General features: G+C 72.6%; 15 protein-coding genes. 6 read left to right on the plus strand and 9 right to left on the minus strand.

The features are described from left to right. Window positions 1-72 precede the first annotated feature (72 nt). Window positions 73-1,599, plus strand: a complete 1,527-nt coding sequence (locus ACLJQM_RS02975; protein ID WP_360768340.1) for an FAD-dependent oxidoreductase — start codon at window positions 73-75, stop codon at window positions 1,597-1,599. Here the strand turns inward: ACLJQM_RS02975 and ACLJQM_RS02980 are convergent. Continuing rightward, window positions 1,596-3,041: an aldehyde dehydrogenase family protein gene (locus ACLJQM_RS02980; RefSeq protein WP_360768343.1), complete on the minus strand. Its 1,446-nt coding sequence runs from the start codon at window positions 3,039-3,041 to the stop codon at window positions 1,596-1,598. The genes ACLJQM_RS02975 and ACLJQM_RS02980 overlap by 4 nt on opposite strands. A 55-nt stretch (window positions 3,042-3,096) precedes the next feature. Continuing rightward, window positions 3,097-4,131, minus strand: a complete 1,035-nt coding sequence (locus ACLJQM_RS02985; protein WP_410630080.1) for a zinc-dependent alcohol dehydrogenase family protein — start codon at window positions 4,129-4,131, stop codon at window positions 3,097-3,099. Between the two features lie 74 nt (window positions 4,132-4,205). On the opposite strand from ACLJQM_RS02985, the gene ACLJQM_RS02990 reads away from it, so the two are divergent. Then, a complete protein-coding gene (locus ACLJQM_RS02990) occupies window positions 4,206-4,817 on the plus strand; it encodes a rhomboid family intramembrane serine protease (RefSeq protein WP_410630081.1) in 612 nt (203 codons plus the stop codon). 30 nt (window positions 4,818-4,847) lie between these two features. Here ACLJQM_RS02990 and ACLJQM_RS02995 read toward each other — a convergent pair whose 3' ends face one another. Together ACLJQM_RS02995 and ACLJQM_RS03000 are read right to left on the minus strand one after the other, a co-directional pair. After that, window positions 4,848-5,279 carry a hypothetical protein gene (locus ACLJQM_RS02995; RefSeq protein WP_410630082.1) on the minus strand — a complete coding sequence of 144 codons (432 nt, stop codon included), beginning with the start codon at window positions 5,277-5,279 and terminating at the stop codon, window positions 4,848-4,850. Window positions 5,280-5,348: 69 nt separating this feature from the next. Beyond that, window positions 5,349-5,894, minus strand: coding sequence for a DinB family protein (locus tag ACLJQM_RS03000; RefSeq protein ID WP_410630083.1), 546 nt, complete (start codon window positions 5,892-5,894; stop codon window positions 5,349-5,351). 109 nt (window positions 5,895-6,003) lie between these two features. Between ACLJQM_RS03000 and guaA the strand changes: the two genes are divergently transcribed. Next, complete coding sequence (guaA, locus tag ACLJQM_RS03005) at window positions 6,004-7,560, plus strand: glutamine-hydrolyzing GMP synthase (RefSeq protein ID WP_247014956.1); 1,557 nt, start codon at window positions 6,004-6,006, stop codon at window positions 7,558-7,560. A 71-nt stretch (window positions 7,561-7,631) separates the two neighbouring features. On the opposite strand, the gene ACLJQM_RS03010 is transcribed toward guaA, so the two are convergent. Both ACLJQM_RS03010 and ACLJQM_RS03015 read right to left on the minus strand, forming a co-directional pair. Continuing rightward, window positions 7,632-7,874: a hypothetical protein gene (locus tag ACLJQM_RS03010; RefSeq protein ID WP_086856211.1), complete on the minus strand. Its 243-nt coding sequence runs from the start codon at window positions 7,872-7,874 to the stop codon at window positions 7,632-7,634. Beyond that, complete coding sequence (locus ACLJQM_RS03015; RefSeq protein ID WP_360768358.1) at window positions 7,867-9,147, minus strand: PspC domain-containing protein; 1,281 nt, start codon at window positions 9,145-9,147, stop codon at window positions 7,867-7,869. Before ACLJQM_RS03015 ends, ACLJQM_RS03010 begins: the two co-directional genes overlap by 8 nt. A gap of 303 nt (window positions 9,148-9,450) precedes the next feature. Between ACLJQM_RS03015 and ACLJQM_RS03020 the strand changes: the two genes are divergently transcribed. Both ACLJQM_RS03020 and ACLJQM_RS03025 read left to right on the plus strand, forming a co-directional pair. After that, a complete protein-coding gene (locus tag ACLJQM_RS03020; protein WP_410630084.1) occupies window positions 9,451-10,743 on the plus strand; it encodes a PspC domain-containing protein in 1,293 nt (430 codons plus the stop codon). A 7-nt stretch (window positions 10,744-10,750) separates the two neighbouring features. Then, on the plus strand, window positions 10,751-11,431 hold the full coding sequence (locus ACLJQM_RS03025; RefSeq protein ID WP_103353375.1) for a response regulator: 681 nt from the start codon (window positions 10,751-10,753) through the stop codon (window positions 11,429-11,431). Here ACLJQM_RS03025 and ACLJQM_RS03030 read toward each other — a convergent pair. Then, window positions 11,428-12,330, minus strand: coding sequence for a DMT family transporter (locus ACLJQM_RS03030; protein WP_247014950.1), 903 nt, complete (start codon window positions 12,328-12,330; stop codon window positions 11,428-11,430). The genes ACLJQM_RS03025 and ACLJQM_RS03030 overlap by 4 nt on opposite strands. A 103-nt stretch (window positions 12,331-12,433) precedes the next feature. Between ACLJQM_RS03030 and ACLJQM_RS03035 the strand changes: the two genes are divergently transcribed. Further along, a complete protein-coding gene (locus ACLJQM_RS03035) occupies window positions 12,434-13,336 on the plus strand; it encodes a LysR family transcriptional regulator (RefSeq protein ID WP_410630085.1) in 903 nt (300 codons plus the stop codon). Here ACLJQM_RS03035 and ACLJQM_RS03040 read toward each other — a convergent pair. Beyond that, window positions 13,333-14,442 (minus strand): serine/threonine-protein kinase, encoded by a 1,110-nt coding sequence (locus ACLJQM_RS03040; protein WP_410630086.1) that lies wholly within the window; start codon window positions 14,440-14,442, stop codon window positions 13,333-13,335. The two genes, ACLJQM_RS03035 and ACLJQM_RS03040, sit on opposite strands and share 4 nt — an antisense overlap. Window positions 14,443-14,455: 13 nt before the next feature. Continuing rightward, window positions 14,456-16,072: a protein kinase domain-containing protein gene (locus ACLJQM_RS03045; RefSeq protein ID WP_410630087.1), complete on the minus strand. Its 1,617-nt coding sequence runs from the start codon at window positions 16,070-16,072 to the stop codon at window positions 14,456-14,458. Window positions 16,073-16,166 lie beyond the last annotated feature (94 nt).

Raw genomic sequence — 16,166 nt, forward strand, 5'->3', positions numbered from 1 at the left:
CCCGGCGCCGCCGTGGTGCGGGCCGCCGTGCCGCCGACCTAGACTGGGCGTCCCGGCCCCGAGGAGTCCGCTGTGGACAGTGAGCACGACCAGGCGCAACCCGCCGGACGGCCGCGCGTCCACCACCGTGTGGACAGAAGGACGTTCCTCCGGGTGGCGGGGGTGTCGGCCGCCGGTGCCGTCGCCGCCGCGTGCGGGCCGGGCGGCTCGCCGTCGCCCGTCGCTTCGAGCGCGCCGGTGCCCACGACCTCCGCGCCGCCCAGCTCGCGGCTGCCCACCGGGCCGCCGAACTGGGACGACCTGCGCGGCAAGCTGACCGGGAACCTGCTGCGCCCGGGCGCCGACGGCTACGACACCGCCAAGCGCGCGTTCAACCAGCTCTTCGACAACAAGAACCCGGTCGCGGTCGTGACGGCGTCGACCGCCCAGGACGTCCAGGCGAGCGTCCAGGCCGTGGCCGGGCGCGCGTCCATCGCCGCGCGCAGCGGCGGCCACAGCTACGCCGGCTACTCGGTGCCCGACGGCGGGCTGGTCGTCGACGTCGCCGGGCTGGACAAGGTCGAGGTCCAGGGCAGCCAGGCCGTCATCGGCGCGGGCGCGAAGCTCAAGGACGTCTACGCCGCGCTGGGCCGCGCCGGGCGCGCGCTGCCCGCCGGGTCCTGCCCGACGGTCGGGATCGCCGGGCTGACCCTCGGCGGCGGCATCGGCGTGCTCTCCCGCAAGTACGGCCTGACCTGCGACCGCCTGAGTTCGGCGCAGGTCGTCGTGGCCGACGGCCGGCTGGTCAAGGCCTCCGCCGACACCGAGCCCGACCTGTTCTGGGGGCTGCGCGGCGGGGGCGGCGGCAACTTCGGCATCGTCACCGAGTTCACCTTCGACACCGACCCGGCGCCGGACTTGACGGTCTTCTCGCTGCACTTCCCGGCCGGGTCCGCGGCCGACGTGCTGAACGCGTGGCAGCAGTGGATCGCCGCGATGCCGCCGGAGCTCTGGGCGAACTGCGTGCTTTCGGGCGGTTCGCCGGTCCAGTGCCGCGTCGGCGGCTGCTACGTCGGCGGGGCGGCCGGGCTGAACACGCTGCTCACCAACCTGACCACCAACGCCGGCGCGCGGCCGACCCAGCGCACCGTGAAGAGCCTCGACTACCTCGGCGCCATGAACTACTTTTCCGGCAGCTCGAACCGGCAGTCGTTCGTGGCGTCGTCTCGGATCGTCACGAGCCCGGTGGACGCCGCGAAGGTCGTCGCGCTCGCCGACGGCCGCACCGGCACCGACCTGCTCATCGACGGCCTCGGCGGCAAGGTGGGCGAACCGGCGAAGGACGCGACGGCGTTCTGGCACCGCGACGCGCTGGCCAGCGTCCAGATCTACGCGCCCGCGACGGCGAAGACCCAGCAGAAGGTCACGCAGTCGGTCGGGGAGGTCGCCGCCGGGCTCGCCGCGGCCGGTGCCGGCGGCGGGTACGTCAACTACATCGACCCGGCTCTGCCCGACTGGAAGACCGCCTACTACGGCGACAACGCCAAGCGGCTGCAGGACGTCGCCAAGAAGTACGACCCCGACAACGTCTTCCGGTTCGGGCAGAGCGTTCAGGCTTAGAGGTCGATGCCGGTGAAGACCGTCACGCGTTCCTCGGTCAGGTCGTGCATGGCCGCGAGCACGCCTTCGCGGCCGACTCCGGAGCCCTTCACGCCGCCGTACGGCATCTGGTCCGCGCGGTAGGACGGCACGTCGCCGATGATCACGCCGCCGACCTCGAGCTCGGCCGACGCGTGGAACGCCAGCTGGACATCCGTGGTGAAGACGCCGGCCTGCAGGCCGTACGCGGAGTCGTTGACCGACCGGAACGCGGCGTCCACACCGTCCACAACGGACACCGCGAGGACCGGGCCGAAGATCTCTTCGTTCCACGCCTTGGTGTCCGGCGGGACCTCGGTGAGCAGCGTCGGGGCGACGGTCGCGCCGTCGCGGGTGCCGCCGGTCAGCACCTTCGCGCCCGCCTCGACGGCTTCGCCCACCCACGCGACGATCCGTTCCGCGGCGGCTTCGTCGACGACCGGGCCGACGTCGGTGTTGCGGTCGTACGGGTCGCCGGTGCGCTGCGCCTCGACGGCTTCCAGCAGGGCGGGCACGAACTCCTCGGCCACGGCGGCGTCCACGATCACCCGCTGCACCGCGATGCAGGACTGGCCGGCCTGGTAGTTGCCGAAGGTGGCGATGCGGTGCGCGGCGCCTTCGGGGTCGGGCCAGTCGCGCAGCACGACGGCCGCCGCGTTGCCGCCGAGTTCGAGCACGACGTGCTTGCGCGGCGCCGCGTCCTTCAGCGACCAGCCGACCGGGCCCGAGCCGGTGAACGACACGACGGGCAGCCGCGGGTCGGCGACGAGTGCCTTGGTCTCCTCGTTCCCCAGCGGCAGCACCGAAAACGCGCCTTCCGGCAGGTCCGTCTCGGCCAGGATCTCGCCGAGGACCAGCGCCGACAACGGGGTCCGCGGCGCGGGCTTGACGATGATCGGCGCGCCGATCGCCAGCGACGGCGCGACCTTGTGCGCCACCAGGTTCAGCGGGAAGTTGAACGGCGCGATGCCGAGCACTGGCCCGCGCGGGACGCGGCGGGTCAGCGCCAGCCGCGCCTCGCCCGCGGGGTCGGTGTCGAGGCGCTGGACGTCGCCGGTGAACCGGCGGGCCTCCTCGGCGGCGATGCGGAACACCGAAACCGCGCGGGTGACCTCGGCCTCGGCCCACTTGAGCGGCTTGCCGTTCTCGGCCGTGATCACCTCGGCGATCTCCTCGGCACGCGCGGCGAGCACCCGGGAGACGTGGTCCAGCGCGCCCGCGCGGACGTGCGCGGGCGTACCGCGGAACTCGCGCGCGACCGACGCCGCGGCCGCGACCGCGCGCTCGACCTGTTCCGGCCCGGGCACGGCGACCGTGGCGACCTCGCTGCCGTCGTACGGGTGGTGCACGACGAGGGTGGTGGCGCCCGCCTCGGGGCGGCCGGCGATCCAGGCGGGGCGCGGCTCGGGGGTGATCATGTCCATGCGCACCAACGTAATCCGGGTGGCGGGCCGGGCGTGGGACCCCCACCCGGACGGGTCACGGCTTGATGAGCACCTTCAGCGCTTCGCGGTCCGCCATCGCGCGGTAGCCGTCCGGCACGCCCTCGACGTCGATGGTCCGGTCGAAGACGCGACCCGGCTGGTACCTGCCCTCGAGGACGTCCGGCAGCAGCTCGGGGATGTAGTGCCGGGCGGGCGCGACGCCGCCAGTGATGGTGACGTTGCGGCGGAACACCCCGACGCCGGCGGGCGCGTCTTCGTACTGCGGCAGCCCGACGCGGCTGACCGCGCCGCCCGCGCGCACGACGCCGACGCCCATCTCGAACGCGCCCTTCGTGCCGACGCACTCGAGCACGGCGTGCGTGCCCTGGCCGTTCGTCAGTTCGCGCACCTTCTCGATGCCTTCGTCCCCGCGCTCGGCGACGACGTCGGTCGCGCCGAACTCGCGGCCGAGGTCGGTGCGGGCCTGGTGCCGTCCCATCAGGACGATCCGGTCGGCGCCCAGGCGCTTCGCCGCGAGGACGGCGGAGAGCCCGACCGCGCCGTCGCCGATCACGGTGACGGTCTGGCCTTCGCGCACGCGCGCTTTCACAGCGGCGTGGTGGCCGGTGGAGAAGACGTCCGACAGCGTCAGCAGGGACGCGAGCAGGTCGTCGTCCTCGGTGTGCGGCAGCTTGACCAGGGTGCCGTCGGCCTGCGGTACGCGCACGGCCTCACCCTGGCCGCCGTCGACGCCCTTCGCGCCCCAGCCGCCGCCGTGCAGGCAGGACGTCTGCAGGCCTTCGCGGCAGAACTCGCAGGTGTTGTCGGACCAGACGAACGGCGCGACGGCGAGGTCGCCCTTCTTGAGGGTGGTGACGTCGGCGCCGGTCTCTTCGACGACGCCGAGGAACTCGTGGCCGATCCGGCGCCCGTGCTCGCGCGGCGGCATGTCGGCGTAGGGCCAGAGGTCGCTGCCGCAGATGCAGGACCGCACGACCCGCAGGATGACGTCGGTGGGCTCGGCCAGCTCCGGGTCCGGCACGGTCTCGACCCGGACGTCGCCGGCGCCGTAGATGACTGTCGCTCGCATGGTGGTGCCTTCCCTGGGCTGAACGTGACAAACGTCGGGGGTGTGGCGGCGGGGACGCGCCTAGATTTTCGTCCATGAGCACGCGCGCCGCATCCCGCAACCCGTTCGCGGCCCTCACCGGGTCCACCCGCCGTCCGTACCTGACGGCGGCGGTGTTCGCGGTGACGCTGGCGTGCGGGATCGCGCAGCTGGCGGCGCGCGGGCTCTACGACCACGTCGTCCGCGACGCGGCCCGCATCGACGCGGGCGAGTGGTACCGCCTGGTGACGGGCATGTTCTTCCAGGACGCGCGGGCGTTCGGCCTGGTCTCGAACCTGCTCTGGCTGGTGGTGTTCGGCACGCTCGCCGAGCGCGTGTTCGGCCGCGCCCGCTGGCTGCTGCTGTACTTCGGCTGCGGCCTCTTCGGCCAGTTCACGAGCTACGTGTGGCTCAACCCGGTCGGGGCGGGCAACTCGATGTGCGTGGCGGGCCTGATCGGCGGCCTGGCGGCGGTGGTGATGACGGCTTCGCGCCGCTACGGCGTGGTGCTGCCGATCCAGTTCCGGGTCATGGCGTTCGCGGTGCCGGTGCTGGCCGTGGTGGACACGGTCGCGCACGACAACCACGGCGTCCCGGCCCTGCTCGGCCTGGCCCTCGGCTTCCTGCTCCTGCCCCGCCGCCCGGTCGTGGGTGTTCAGGAGGGTTAGAACCCTTCTGAACACTCACGAGGCGGTCCGTCAGTCGGGGTAGTGGCCGCCGAGCTGGCACCAGTGCGCGACCAGGTGCGGCTGCGGCGGCACCGCCAGGAGCTCGGCGAGGTCCGCTTCGGCCTGGCGGGCCGCGGCCTCGGCGCGGGTCCACTCCAGGTCCTCGTCCGCGCTCTCGCACCGGTCCGCCCGGGCCAGCGCGGCGGCGATCCGGTCGCAGCGCAGCTCGTCCGCCCGGCCCAGGTCCTCGGTGTGCCGGGCGTCGAGGATGATTCCGCTGCCCGAGCGCGCGCCGTACCGGACGGCGATCCGCAGGAGGTCGGCGCTGAACTCGCGCGTCTCTGCGGGCACCCACGACAGCCGCTCCCAGTCGGGCGGGGGCTGGTCGTCGGCGCGGCAGACCACGTAGCCGGGCACGTCACACCAGGTCAGCACGCCTTTCGGGCGGAGTCGGTAGAGCATGCGCAGGTCCCCCTCGGAAGCCGTTCTCGATACCCGTGAATCGGGCCGACGGTGACTCCCCGTTACAGCTCACCGGCTGCGGTACAGGTCGCGCAGCAGGAGGACTTCGGCGCAGTGGTGGATCATTTCGCGGTGGATGTGCAGCACCAGCGTCGCCATCGGGTACTGGGCGTACGGCCCTTCGGCCGGTCCGCACGGGCGCGCCAGGGCCTCCTCGTCGAGTGACTTCACCCCTTCGACCCACCGGGCGTAGTACTCGTCCAGCGCCGCCATCGCTTCCGCGGCCGTCCCCGGGTACGGGTAGTCGTCGTAGGTCATCGCCGGGCCGCCGAAGTGCGACGCCGTCCGCATGCCCAGGACGCCGACCAGGACGTGGTTGAGCCGCCACGCGATCGTCGTGACCGGCGGCGGAGCCGGTTCGGGGAAGGCGAAGTCGATGGTGAACGGGCCGGTGCCGGGCTCGTCGTCCGACTTGCGCGGCCGCACGGTCCAGCAGGCCGCGACCGGCTCCCAGAGGTACTCCTCGTCGGTGAGCCCCTCGAGCTTCGGGCGCGTGTGCACGTTCCAGTGGAAGTCGAGCTGGTCGGTCAGTTCCTTGGTCCAGTTCACAGCCATACGCGGACCGTAGGCCCGATCGCGGACAGGGGCGGCCCTGAATCCCGGGTGACCCAGCCCACCTGGGACGATGGACCTCGATTCCCGCTTCTCGCCAGGAGGTCGTCAGGTGCCCAACCCCACCGGTCCGGTTCTCGTCGTGGACTTCGGGGCGCAGTACGCGCAGCTGATCGCCCGGCGCGTCCGCGAGGCGCAGATCTACTCGGAGGTCGTGCCGCACAGCGCGTCCACCGAAGAGATCCTCGCGAAGAACCCCGCGGCCATCATCCTTTCCGGCGGCCCCTCGAGCGTGTACGCCGAAGGCGCCCCGGGCATGGACCCGAAGCTCACCGAAGCGGGCGTCCCGATCTTCGGCATCTGCTACGGCCACCAGCTGCTCGCCAGCGCGCTCGGCGGCGTCGTCGAGCCGACCGGCGTCCGCGAGTTCGGCCGCACCGAGGTCCGCGTGACCGGCGACGGCGGCGTCCTGCACGCCGGCCTGCCCGCGCACCAGCCCGCGTGGATGAGCCACAACGACAGCGTCACGAAGGCCCCGGAGGGCTCGGTCGTCACGGCCTCCTCCGACGGTGCCGAGGTCGCCGGCTTCGAAGACGTCAAGCGTCGCTTCGCGGGCGTCCAGTACCACCCGGAGGTCGCGCACTCGCCGCATGGCCAGGAGGTGCTGCGCCGGTTCCTGCGCGACATCGCCGGCATCGAGCCGCAGTGGACGACGTCGTCGATCGTCGAGGACCAGGTCCAGCGGATCAGCGACCAGATCGGCGACGGCCGGGCGATCTGCGGCCTCTCCGGCGGCGTCGACTCCGCCGTCGCGGCCGCGCTGGTCCAGCGCGCCATCGGCGACCGGCTCACGTGCGTGTTCGTCGACCACGGCCTGCTGCGGGCGGGCGAGCGCACCCAGGTCGAGCAGGACTTCGTCTCCGCCACCGGCGTCAACCTGGTGACCGTGGACGCGCGCGAGCGCTTCCTCGGCGCGCTCGCCGGCGTCACCGACCCGGAGCAGAAGCGCAAGATCATCGGCCGCGAGTTCATCCGCGTCTTCGAGCAGGCCGAACGCGACCTCAAGGCCCAGGGCGACTACAAGTTCCTGGTCCAGGGCACGCTCTACCCGGACGTCGTCGAGTCCGGCGGCGGCGAGGGCGCGGCCAACATCAAGAGCCACCACAACGTCGGCGGCCTGCCGGACGACCTCGAGTTCGAGCTGGTCGAGCCGCTGCGGCTGCTGTTCAAGGACGAGGTCCGCAAGGTCGGCACGGAGCTGGGCCTGCCCGAGACGATCGTCCAGCGCCAGCCGTTCCCCGGCCCCGGCCTGGGCATCCGCATCATCGGCGCGGTCGACCAGGAGCGCCTGGACACCCTGCGCGCGGCCGACCTGATCGCGCGCGAGGAGCTGACGGCGGCCGGGCTGGACCGCAGCATCTGGCAGTGCCCGGTGGTGCTGCTCGCGGACGTCCGCAGCGTCGGCGTCCAGGGCGACGGCCGGACCTACGGGCACCCGGTGGTGCTGCGGCCGGTGTCGTCCGAGGACGCGATGACCGCGGACTGGACGCGCCTGCCCTACGACGTCCTGGAGCGGATCTCCACGCGCATCACCAACGAGGTGGCGGAGGTCAACCGGGTGGTACTGGACGTGACGTCCAAGCCGCCGGGCACCATCGAGTGGGAATGAGTCCACTGTAGACAGGACTCGAGGCCCCGGCGTGGGATCCGGGGCCTCGAGAGTGAGTGGTGTTCCTGAAATCAGCGTCGGCGTTTGCCGCCGAAGGAAGCGCCGAGGAGCAGCAGCCCCACGAACACCGCGCCGCCGGCGATCACCCAGCGGAAGTCGAACGAGGGCAGCCAGCTCGCGCCGTCCGAGAGGACGTAGGCCGAGACCAGCAGCGTCGCGATGCCGACGATCAGGGTGAAGACGTTCACGCCGCCGCGCTTGGCGGGCTGGGTGTCCGCCGGTTCGTCGTAGACGTAGGGGTTCTGCTCAGCCACGTCGCACCTCCACGCTGCCCACGCTGTTGTCCACCTTCAGGGTGATCTTCTGGCCGCCGACGCCGTCGGAGCCGTTGTCCGTGCCCTTGAGCGCGCCCTGGCTGATGCCGTCGGTCGAGTGGTCGAAGCAGTCCGCCGAGCCGGCGCCGGTGTGGCACTCGTAGGTGACGTCGGCGTCCTTCGGCACGATGACCTTGGTGTCGCCGGCGCCGTTGGTGATCGTCGTCGAGTACGGGTCGCCGAGGGGCAGCTGGGTCAGGTCGATGTCGATGTCGCCGGCCGCGTGCTGGTAGAGCGGCCGGACGTCGGCCACCGTGCGCGGGGTCTCGGTGATGTCGCCGACGCCGCCGCGGAAGTCGAGGTTTTCGAACGGCGCCGTCGTCAGGACCATCCCGACGATCGCCAGCGGCACCGCGAGCCCGATCAGGCCGCCCCCGCCGCGGGCGAAGGCACCGGCGACCAGGCCGATGCCGACCACGCCGAGCACGAGCCCGATGATGTGCTGCGCGGAAAACCAGTCCGCGCCGTTGAGGTTCAGCAGCACGCCGGCGCCGGCGGTCAGCACGGCGACCGCGAAGGTCACCGAACCCACCTTGGAGTGCGGCCGCCGCTCAGGGGCCCGGTAGGACGGCGGCGGCGTCGGCCGCGGCGGCTCGGGCGCCGCGTCGGGCAGGTCCCAGCCGGCCGGGTCGGCGGCGAGGGGGTCGAACCCCCGCGACGGCGACGGCGCCTCGGCGGTGTCGGTCATGGTGAAGGCTCCGTTCCCGGTGAAGGCCTCGGTCCGCGCCCTGGCCACGACCGGCGCCGGCCGGTTCAGGTGCCCGCGGCTGCGGTGCAGCAGGTAGAGAGCGGTGGAGATGAGCGCGAAGCCGATCAGGCCGCCCCCGTCGAACCAGGTGGAGCTGAACATCCCGCCGGCACTGACGACCGTGAGCACGGCCAGCACGACGGCGAAGGCGGGCGACACCGACGACCGGCCCCGACCGATGAGGCCTTCGAAGCCGGACACCTCGTCGTTTTCGCCGGGCAGGAACAGCCACGCCAGCAGGTAGAAGGTCAGCCCGAAGCCCCCGAAGACCGTCGCGACCACCAGCGCGATCCGCACGACGACGGGATCCACCCCGTACCGGTACCCGATTCCGGCCGCCACCCCGGCGACCTTCCGCCCCGCCTGCGGCCGCCGCGGCCGGCTGACCCAGAAGTCCTTGACGGTCTCCTCGAAGCCGTTCAACACCCCCGGCTTCGACGACCGGCTTTCACTCGCACCACTCATACCGAAGAGCATGCGGCACGGGCCGCGGCGGGACATCCGGGATGGTCCCTGAGGTTTCCCGGAGAGGGTCGCGCAACGGCCGGCTCCCCGGCGCGACGATCCGGGGGATCGTGCTGTGGCGGCGAAAACAGGCCCGTGAAGCGCGGCAGGCGTGCCTGCGCACCCGACGGACGCTTCGGCGGTACCTGCTACTCCGTGCACGGCGCCCGCGTCGCCGCTGTAGTCACGACTTCGACGTTCACGAAGGGCCACGCAATGGATCAGGGGTTTCCCCGATGGAACCCCAAGCCCCTGCGTGTGACCATGGAGCACGTGCAGGACTCCCTCGACCTCGTGACCACCGACCAGGCGGTCGTCGTCTCGGACAAGCCCAAGATGTTCCGGCGGCGGTCCGGGCGGGCGATCGCCGGGGTCGCCGGTGGGCTCGCCGATCACCTCGGGGTGCCGGTGCTCTGGGTGCGGACGGCGTTCGCGCTGCTCGCCGCGCTCAACGGGGCCGGGTTGCTCGCCTACGGGCTGCTCTGGGTGTTCGTGCAGCAGCAGGCCCAGGAAGCCGCGGAAGCACCGGCGCCCAAGGAACGGCAGCAGGCGTTCGGCCTGATCGCGCTGGGGGTCGGCCTCGCCGTCGCCAGCGGGACGCTCACCGGGTTCATCAGCGGCTGGGTCGCCGTGCCGCTCGCCGTCGCCATGATCGGTCTCGCGGTCGTCTGGCGGGAGGCCGACGAGTCGCAGCGCCGCCGCTGGCGGGTCGGGGCGAAGGACGGCTTCGCGGGCGCTTTCCTCGGCGGGGGCGGCTGGTCGGCCGCCATCCGGATCGTCGCCGGGGTCGCGCTCGTGATCACCGGCATCACCGTCGTGGTGCTGCGCAGCGGAACGCTCGACCAGGTCCAGTTCGCGCTGATCGCCGTCCTCGCGACGTTGATCGGCGTCGCCGTGCTGACCGTGCCGTTCTGGCTGCGGCTGGTCCGCGACCTCTCCGACGAGCGCAAGGCCCGCATCCGCACCGACGAGCGCGCCGAGATCGCCGCCCACCTGCACGACTCCGTGCTGCAGACCCTCGCCCTCATCCAGAAGCAGAGCGAGCAGCCCCGCGAGGTCGCCCGGCTGGCCCGCAGCCAGGAACGCGAGCTGCGCGGCTGGCTCTACGGCCCCAACGGCTACGGCAAGCCGGTCGAGAACGCGGAGGAAGCGACCGGCCAGCTGTCCGAAGCGCTCGCCACGGCGTGCGGCGAGGTCGAGGACACCTTCGCCATCTCCGTCGGCCAGGTCGTCGTCGGCGACGCCGAACTCGACGACGCGCTGGTCGCGCTCGTCCAGGCCGCCCGCGAGGCCATCGTCAACGCCGCCAAGCACGCCGGGGTCGACGAGGTCAGCGTCTACGCCGAGGTCGAGCCGACCGCGGTCACGGTGTTCGTCCGCGACCGCGGCAAGGGCTTCGACCCCGACCTCGTCCCGGACGACCGCCACGGCCTCGCCGACTCCATCCGCGGCCGGATGACGCGGCACGGCGGCACCTGCAAGGTCCGGACCGCGCCGGGCGAGGGCACCGAGGTGCAGCTCGCCATGCCGGTGAAAGCGGGCAAGGGAGCGGCGTGAGGCGGCTATGCTCGACGACGTGACGGACAGCCAGCGTGAACCGGTCAAGGTGTTCCTCGTCGACGACCACGCCCTGTTCCGCGCGGGGGTGCGCACCGAGCTCGACTCGATCACCGACGAGGTCCGCGTCGTCGGTGAGGCCGGGTCGGTCGCGGAAGCGGTCGCCGGCATCGCGCGGACGAAGCCGCAGGTCGTGCTGCTCGACGTCCACATGCCCGACGGCGGCGGCGCCGAAGTGCTGCGCCGCGTCCGCCCGGAGCTGCCGGACGTCGTCTTCCTGGCGCTTTCGGTCTCGGACGCCGCCGAGGACGTCATCGCGGTCATCCGCGCCGGCGCCCGCGGCTACGTGACGAAGACGATCTCGTCGAAGGAACTGGTCCGCGCGGTGGTCCGCGTCTCCGACGGCGACGCGGTGTTCTCCCCGCGCCTGGCCGGCTTCGTCCTGGACGCGTTCGCCGACCGCCCGGGTTCGGCCCCGATCAACGACCCCGAGCTCGACCTGCTGACCCCCCGCGAGCGCGACGTCCTGCGCCTGCTGGCCCGCGGCTACGCGTACAAGGAAATCGCGTCGGAGCTGTTCATCTCGGTGAAGACGGTCGAGACGCACGTGTCGAGCGTGCTGCGGAAGACCCAGCTTTCGAACCGCTACGAGCTCTCCCGCTGGGCCTCCGACCGCCGCCTCGTCTAGACCCGTTCCAGCACCGGCTCCACCGGCGCCCGCTTCGGGAGCCGCGTCAACGCGACGCCGCCGAGCACGACCACCATGCCCGCGATCACCCGCAGGTGCAGCTGCTCGCCCAGGAACAGCGCGCCGAGCAGCACCGAAACGATCGGCAGCAGGTAACCCACCACCGAAGCCGCGACCGCGCCCTCGCTCGCCAGCAGCTGGTAGTTGAGCGCGAACGCGAAGCCCGTCGACCCGATCCCCAGCACCAGGATCGCGAGCAGCGGCCCGGTCGACACGTGCACCGGCGTGAACCCGCCCGCCGGCAGCGCGAGCACCAGCATCCCGCTGGCCAGCAGCATCTGGCCCGCCGAAGTCGCGTACGGCGACAGCGACGAGTCCGACAGGTACTTGCCCTCGTAGACGAACGCGAAGCCGTAGCTGGCCGCTGCCGCGAGGCACGCCAGCGCGCCCCAGCTCAGCAGGCCCGACGCCTGCCACGGCGCGAAGATCAGCAGGATCCCGCCCAGCCCGATCAGCAGCCCCGCCAGCCGCGCGCCGCTCATCCGCGACGACGTCCCCATCAGCGGTGCCGCCAGCAGCACCCACAGCGGCGTCGTCGAGTTCAGCACGCCGGTGATCCCCGAATCGACCGTCGTCTCGCCGATGGCGAACAGCAGGAACGGCAGCGCGTTGTGGAAAAAGGCCGCGACGGCCAGGTGCCCCCACATCCGGCGGTCGCGCGGCAGCTTCGCCCGCTGCAGCCGGCACAGCACCAGCAGCATCGCCGCACCCAGCACGAGCCGCGCCAGCACCAGCTGGACCGGCGAGAACATCCCCAGCCCCAGCTTGATCCAGAAGAAGCTCGAGCCCCACATCAACGCCAGCGCGCCGATCCGCAGCAGGGTCTTCGTCTCGCCCACCCGTGTCCTCCTTCATGATCCGACGTCAGCTTCACGCCAACCAGACGTAAGGACAAGCGAAATTAACTGCAGGAACACTTAAGCTCAGCTGTACGATCGGGCCATGCTCGACGTCCGCCGCATGCAGGTCCTCCGCGCCGTGATCACCAGCGGGTCGATCACCGCCGCGGCCCGCAACCTGGGCTACACGCCGTCCGCGATCAGCCAGCAGCTGTCCGCGCTGGAACGCGAAGCCGGCACCGAACTCCTCGAACGCGTCGGCCGCGGTGTCCGGCCGACGCCGGCGGGCGCGCTGCTGTCCGAGCACGCCGAGACGCTGAGCACCGAGCTCGCCCGGGCCGAGGCGGCGCTGGCCGAGCTCAAGGAGGGCCGCACCGGCCGCGTCTCGATCCGCTACTTCGCCACGGCGGGCGCGTCCCTGGTGCCGCCCGCGATCGCCGCGGTCCGCCGCGAACACCCCGGCGTGCACCTCGACCTCAAGCTCGTCGAACCCGACGACCCGATGACGGACGTCGAGGCGGGCAAGGCCGACGTCGCGATCACCGTCTTCCCGCGCAAGACCCCGCCGGGCAAGGGGGTCGAGCTGATGCACCTGCTCGACGACCCGTACCGCGCCGTGCTGCCGAAGGCGCACCCGCTGGCCCGCAAGCGCGTGCTGGACCTGACGGAGTTCGCCGAAGAGCCGTGGGTCGGCGTCGACGGCCTGCCCGGCATCTGCCGCGACATCCTGGACAGCGCCTGCGCGTCCGCCGGGTTCGCGCCGAACGTCGTCGTCGAGTCCGAGGACTACCAGACGGCGCAGGGGTTCGTCGCCGCCGGCATCGGCGTCGGCCTGATCCCGGAGCTCGGTCTCGGCGCGCAGCACCCCGGCGTCGTCGTCCGCCGGATCCGCAACCCGGAGCCGGTCCGCGCGATCCACGCCGCCGTCGCGTCGCGCGCGGCGGGCCACCCGGCCGTCCGCACGCTGCTCGACGCCATGCGCGCGGCGACCGCCAAGGTGGCCTAGACGAAGAACAGCTCCGAAACGAGGATGCCGACCAGCACGGCCGCGAGGATCGCGGCCACGGTGACCAGCGTCTTCTTCGACACCGGCAGGTTCCACGCCTCGGCGGGCCGGGCCGGCGCGGCCGGTGCCGGCGCGTACTGCGCCGTCGGCGGCGGAACCGGCTGCATCCGCTGGGTTTCCTCCGCCGCGGAGAAGCCGGGGGGCGGCGGGGAGACCGGCATCTGCTGCTGGAACTGCGGGCCCGACGGCGGCATCGGCGGCGCCGCGGGCACCAGCCCCGGGTTGAACGGCGGGGCCGGCGGGGGTGGGGGCGGCGGCATCCCGGGCGCGGTCGGCGGGATGAACGCCGTCTCGCGGCCTTCGGTGATCGCCTTCAGCGAGCGGACGGTGTCCGCCATCGTCGGGCGCGTCTTCGGGTCCGGGCGCAGCATCTTGCGCAGCGCCTCGGTGAGCACGCCCGCGTTCTGCGGCGGGCGCTCGGACGACTGGCCGTCGTCGCCGAACGGCGGCACGCCCTCCACCGCGGTGTAGAGCGTCGCGCCGAGCGAGAAGACGTCCGCGGCCGGCGTCGGCGGCAGCCCGCGCACTACCTCCGGCGCCACGTACGCCGCGTGGGGCCCGCCGCCGCTGATGCCGATGTCGGTGAGCTTCACGCCGCCGTCGTCGGCCAGCAGGACCGTGCCCGGCTCGAGCGTGCGGTGCACGAACCCGGCGGTGTGGATCGCGGCCAGCGCGTTCCCGAGCTGGATGCCCAGCGCCGCCGCCTGGTCCGAGGTGAGCCTGCCGTGCTCGGCGAGGAACGTCGCCATGCTGCGCGAGGGGATGTACTCCATCACGAGCCAGACGTCCTGGCCCTCCGGCAGCACGTCGAACACCTTGATCGCGCTCGGGTGCTCGATCCGGGCCGCGTCCTTGCCCTCCTGCATGGCGGCCGCGCGCGCCTGCTCGGCGCGGTCACCGCCGCCGACGGGCAGGTACATCCGCTTCATCGCGACGGTGCGGAACAGCCGTGTGTCGAACGCCAGCCACACGATGCCCGCGCGGCCGCGGCCGATCGGCTGGTCCAGCCGGAACCGGCCGCCGACGATGGTGCCTTCAGAACTCAACTCGGATCCTCGGTCATCCGCCGGCTGGAGGTGTGGTTGTAACCGGCGTGGTCGTCGGGACTTCGCTGGTCGTCGGTTGCTCCGAAGTCGTGGGCTTCGGCGTCGTCGACTTCGGCGTCGTCGGCCTCTCCGTCTCGGTGGCCCGCGACGTCGTCTTCTTCGACGACGACGTCGCTTCCTCCGTGCTCGACGGCAGGTCGACCGTGCTGGTCGGCAGGTCCGTCGTCGTCGGCAGCGACTCCGACGTCGCGGCGGGCTTCGGCTTGCTGCTCGACACCGGCGCGGCCGGGGCCTCCGGGTTGTTCGGGCTCAGCAGCCAGACGACGAGGGCGACCAGGCCCACGACCACGACGCCGCCGATGATCGCCGGGCGCTTCCACGCGCCGGGCTTCTCGTCGTCGTCTTCGGGCCGCTGCTGCGGGCGGGGCCGCGGCGGGGGCGGCGGGGCCGGCTCGTCGTCGTAATCGTCGTAGTCGTCCGCGTACGCGTCCTGGCCGTGCGGCGGTACCGGGACCGCGCGGGTCGCGGCCAGCCCGGGCGGCACGCCACCGTGGCGGTTGTCCTCGGGGTAGGGGTCGTACCCGTCGTAGTCGTCTTCCGGGTAGCCGGTGCCCTCCGGGTAGTCGTCCTCGTCGTAGTACGGGACGGCCTGCGTCGGCGCCTGCCCGTCGAGCAGGCTGCCCGAGTGCCCGGCGGGGATCTCGTCGAACATCTGGGTCGCGTTCGGGTCGGCGAGCGCGGCGCCGCCGAGGACGCCGGCGGCCGGCGCCAGCATGGTCTCCTCCGCCGGGCCGCCGAGCGGCGTCTCACCGCGCGCGACGGCCGCGAGCAGCTCCTCGCACTCCTCGGCGGTCGGCCGGTGCTCGACGTCCGGGTGCAGCAGCACGGCCAGCACGCTGGCCAGCGGCCCGGACTGGCGCGGCGGGTTGATCTGCCCGGCCGCGACCGCGTGCAGCAGGCTCAGCGTGTTCTCGGACAGCCCGAACGGCGGCTGGCCCTCGCACGCGGCGTACAGCGTGGAGCCGAGCGAGAAGACGTCGGACTCCGGGCCGGGGTCGCCGCCGATGGCGACCTCGGGGGCCAGGTAGGCGGGCGTGCCGGCGATCATCCCGGTCTTGGTGACCGTGACGTCGTCCTTGGCGCGGGAGATGCCGAAGTCGGTGATCTTCACCGTGCCGTTGCCGGCGAGCAGGATGTTGCCCGGCTTGATGTCGCGGTGGACGATGCCGACCGCGTGCGCCTCGCGCAACGCCGCGGCGACCTGGGCGCCGATGCGCGCCACCTCGGTCGGCGGCAGCGTGCGGCGTTCCTGCAGCACGGCGGCCAGGCTGGTGGAGTTGAGGTACTCCATGATCAGGCAGGGCTGGCCGTTGTCGTCGGTGACGACGTCGAAGACGGAGATGGCGTTCGGGTGGTGCAGCCGCGCCGCGATCCGGCCCTCGCGCATGGTGCGCTGCCGGGCGTCTTCCTTGTCGTGCTCGTCCAGGTGCGGCTGGAGCAGGAGCTGCTTGATCGCCACGGTGCGGCCCAGGACCTCGTCGTGCGCCTGCCAGACGGCCCCCATCGCGCCCGTGCCGATCCGGCCGACGATGCGGTATCGATCGGCGACCAGACGACCCTCGTCGCTCACGCGACCTCCCTTTGGGCTCCGACTTCACCAGGGCGTGAGGATAGGTGCCTGGTGACACGGCCGCGAACACGCCGCGTCGCTGGAGCGTATGCAC

Origin of the sequence: Amycolatopsis sp. cmx-4-83, assembly GCF_046548815.1 — a bacterium.
Taxonomy (GTDB): domain Bacteria; phylum Actinomycetota; class Actinomycetes; order Mycobacteriales; family Pseudonocardiaceae; genus Amycolatopsis; species Amycolatopsis pretoriensis_A.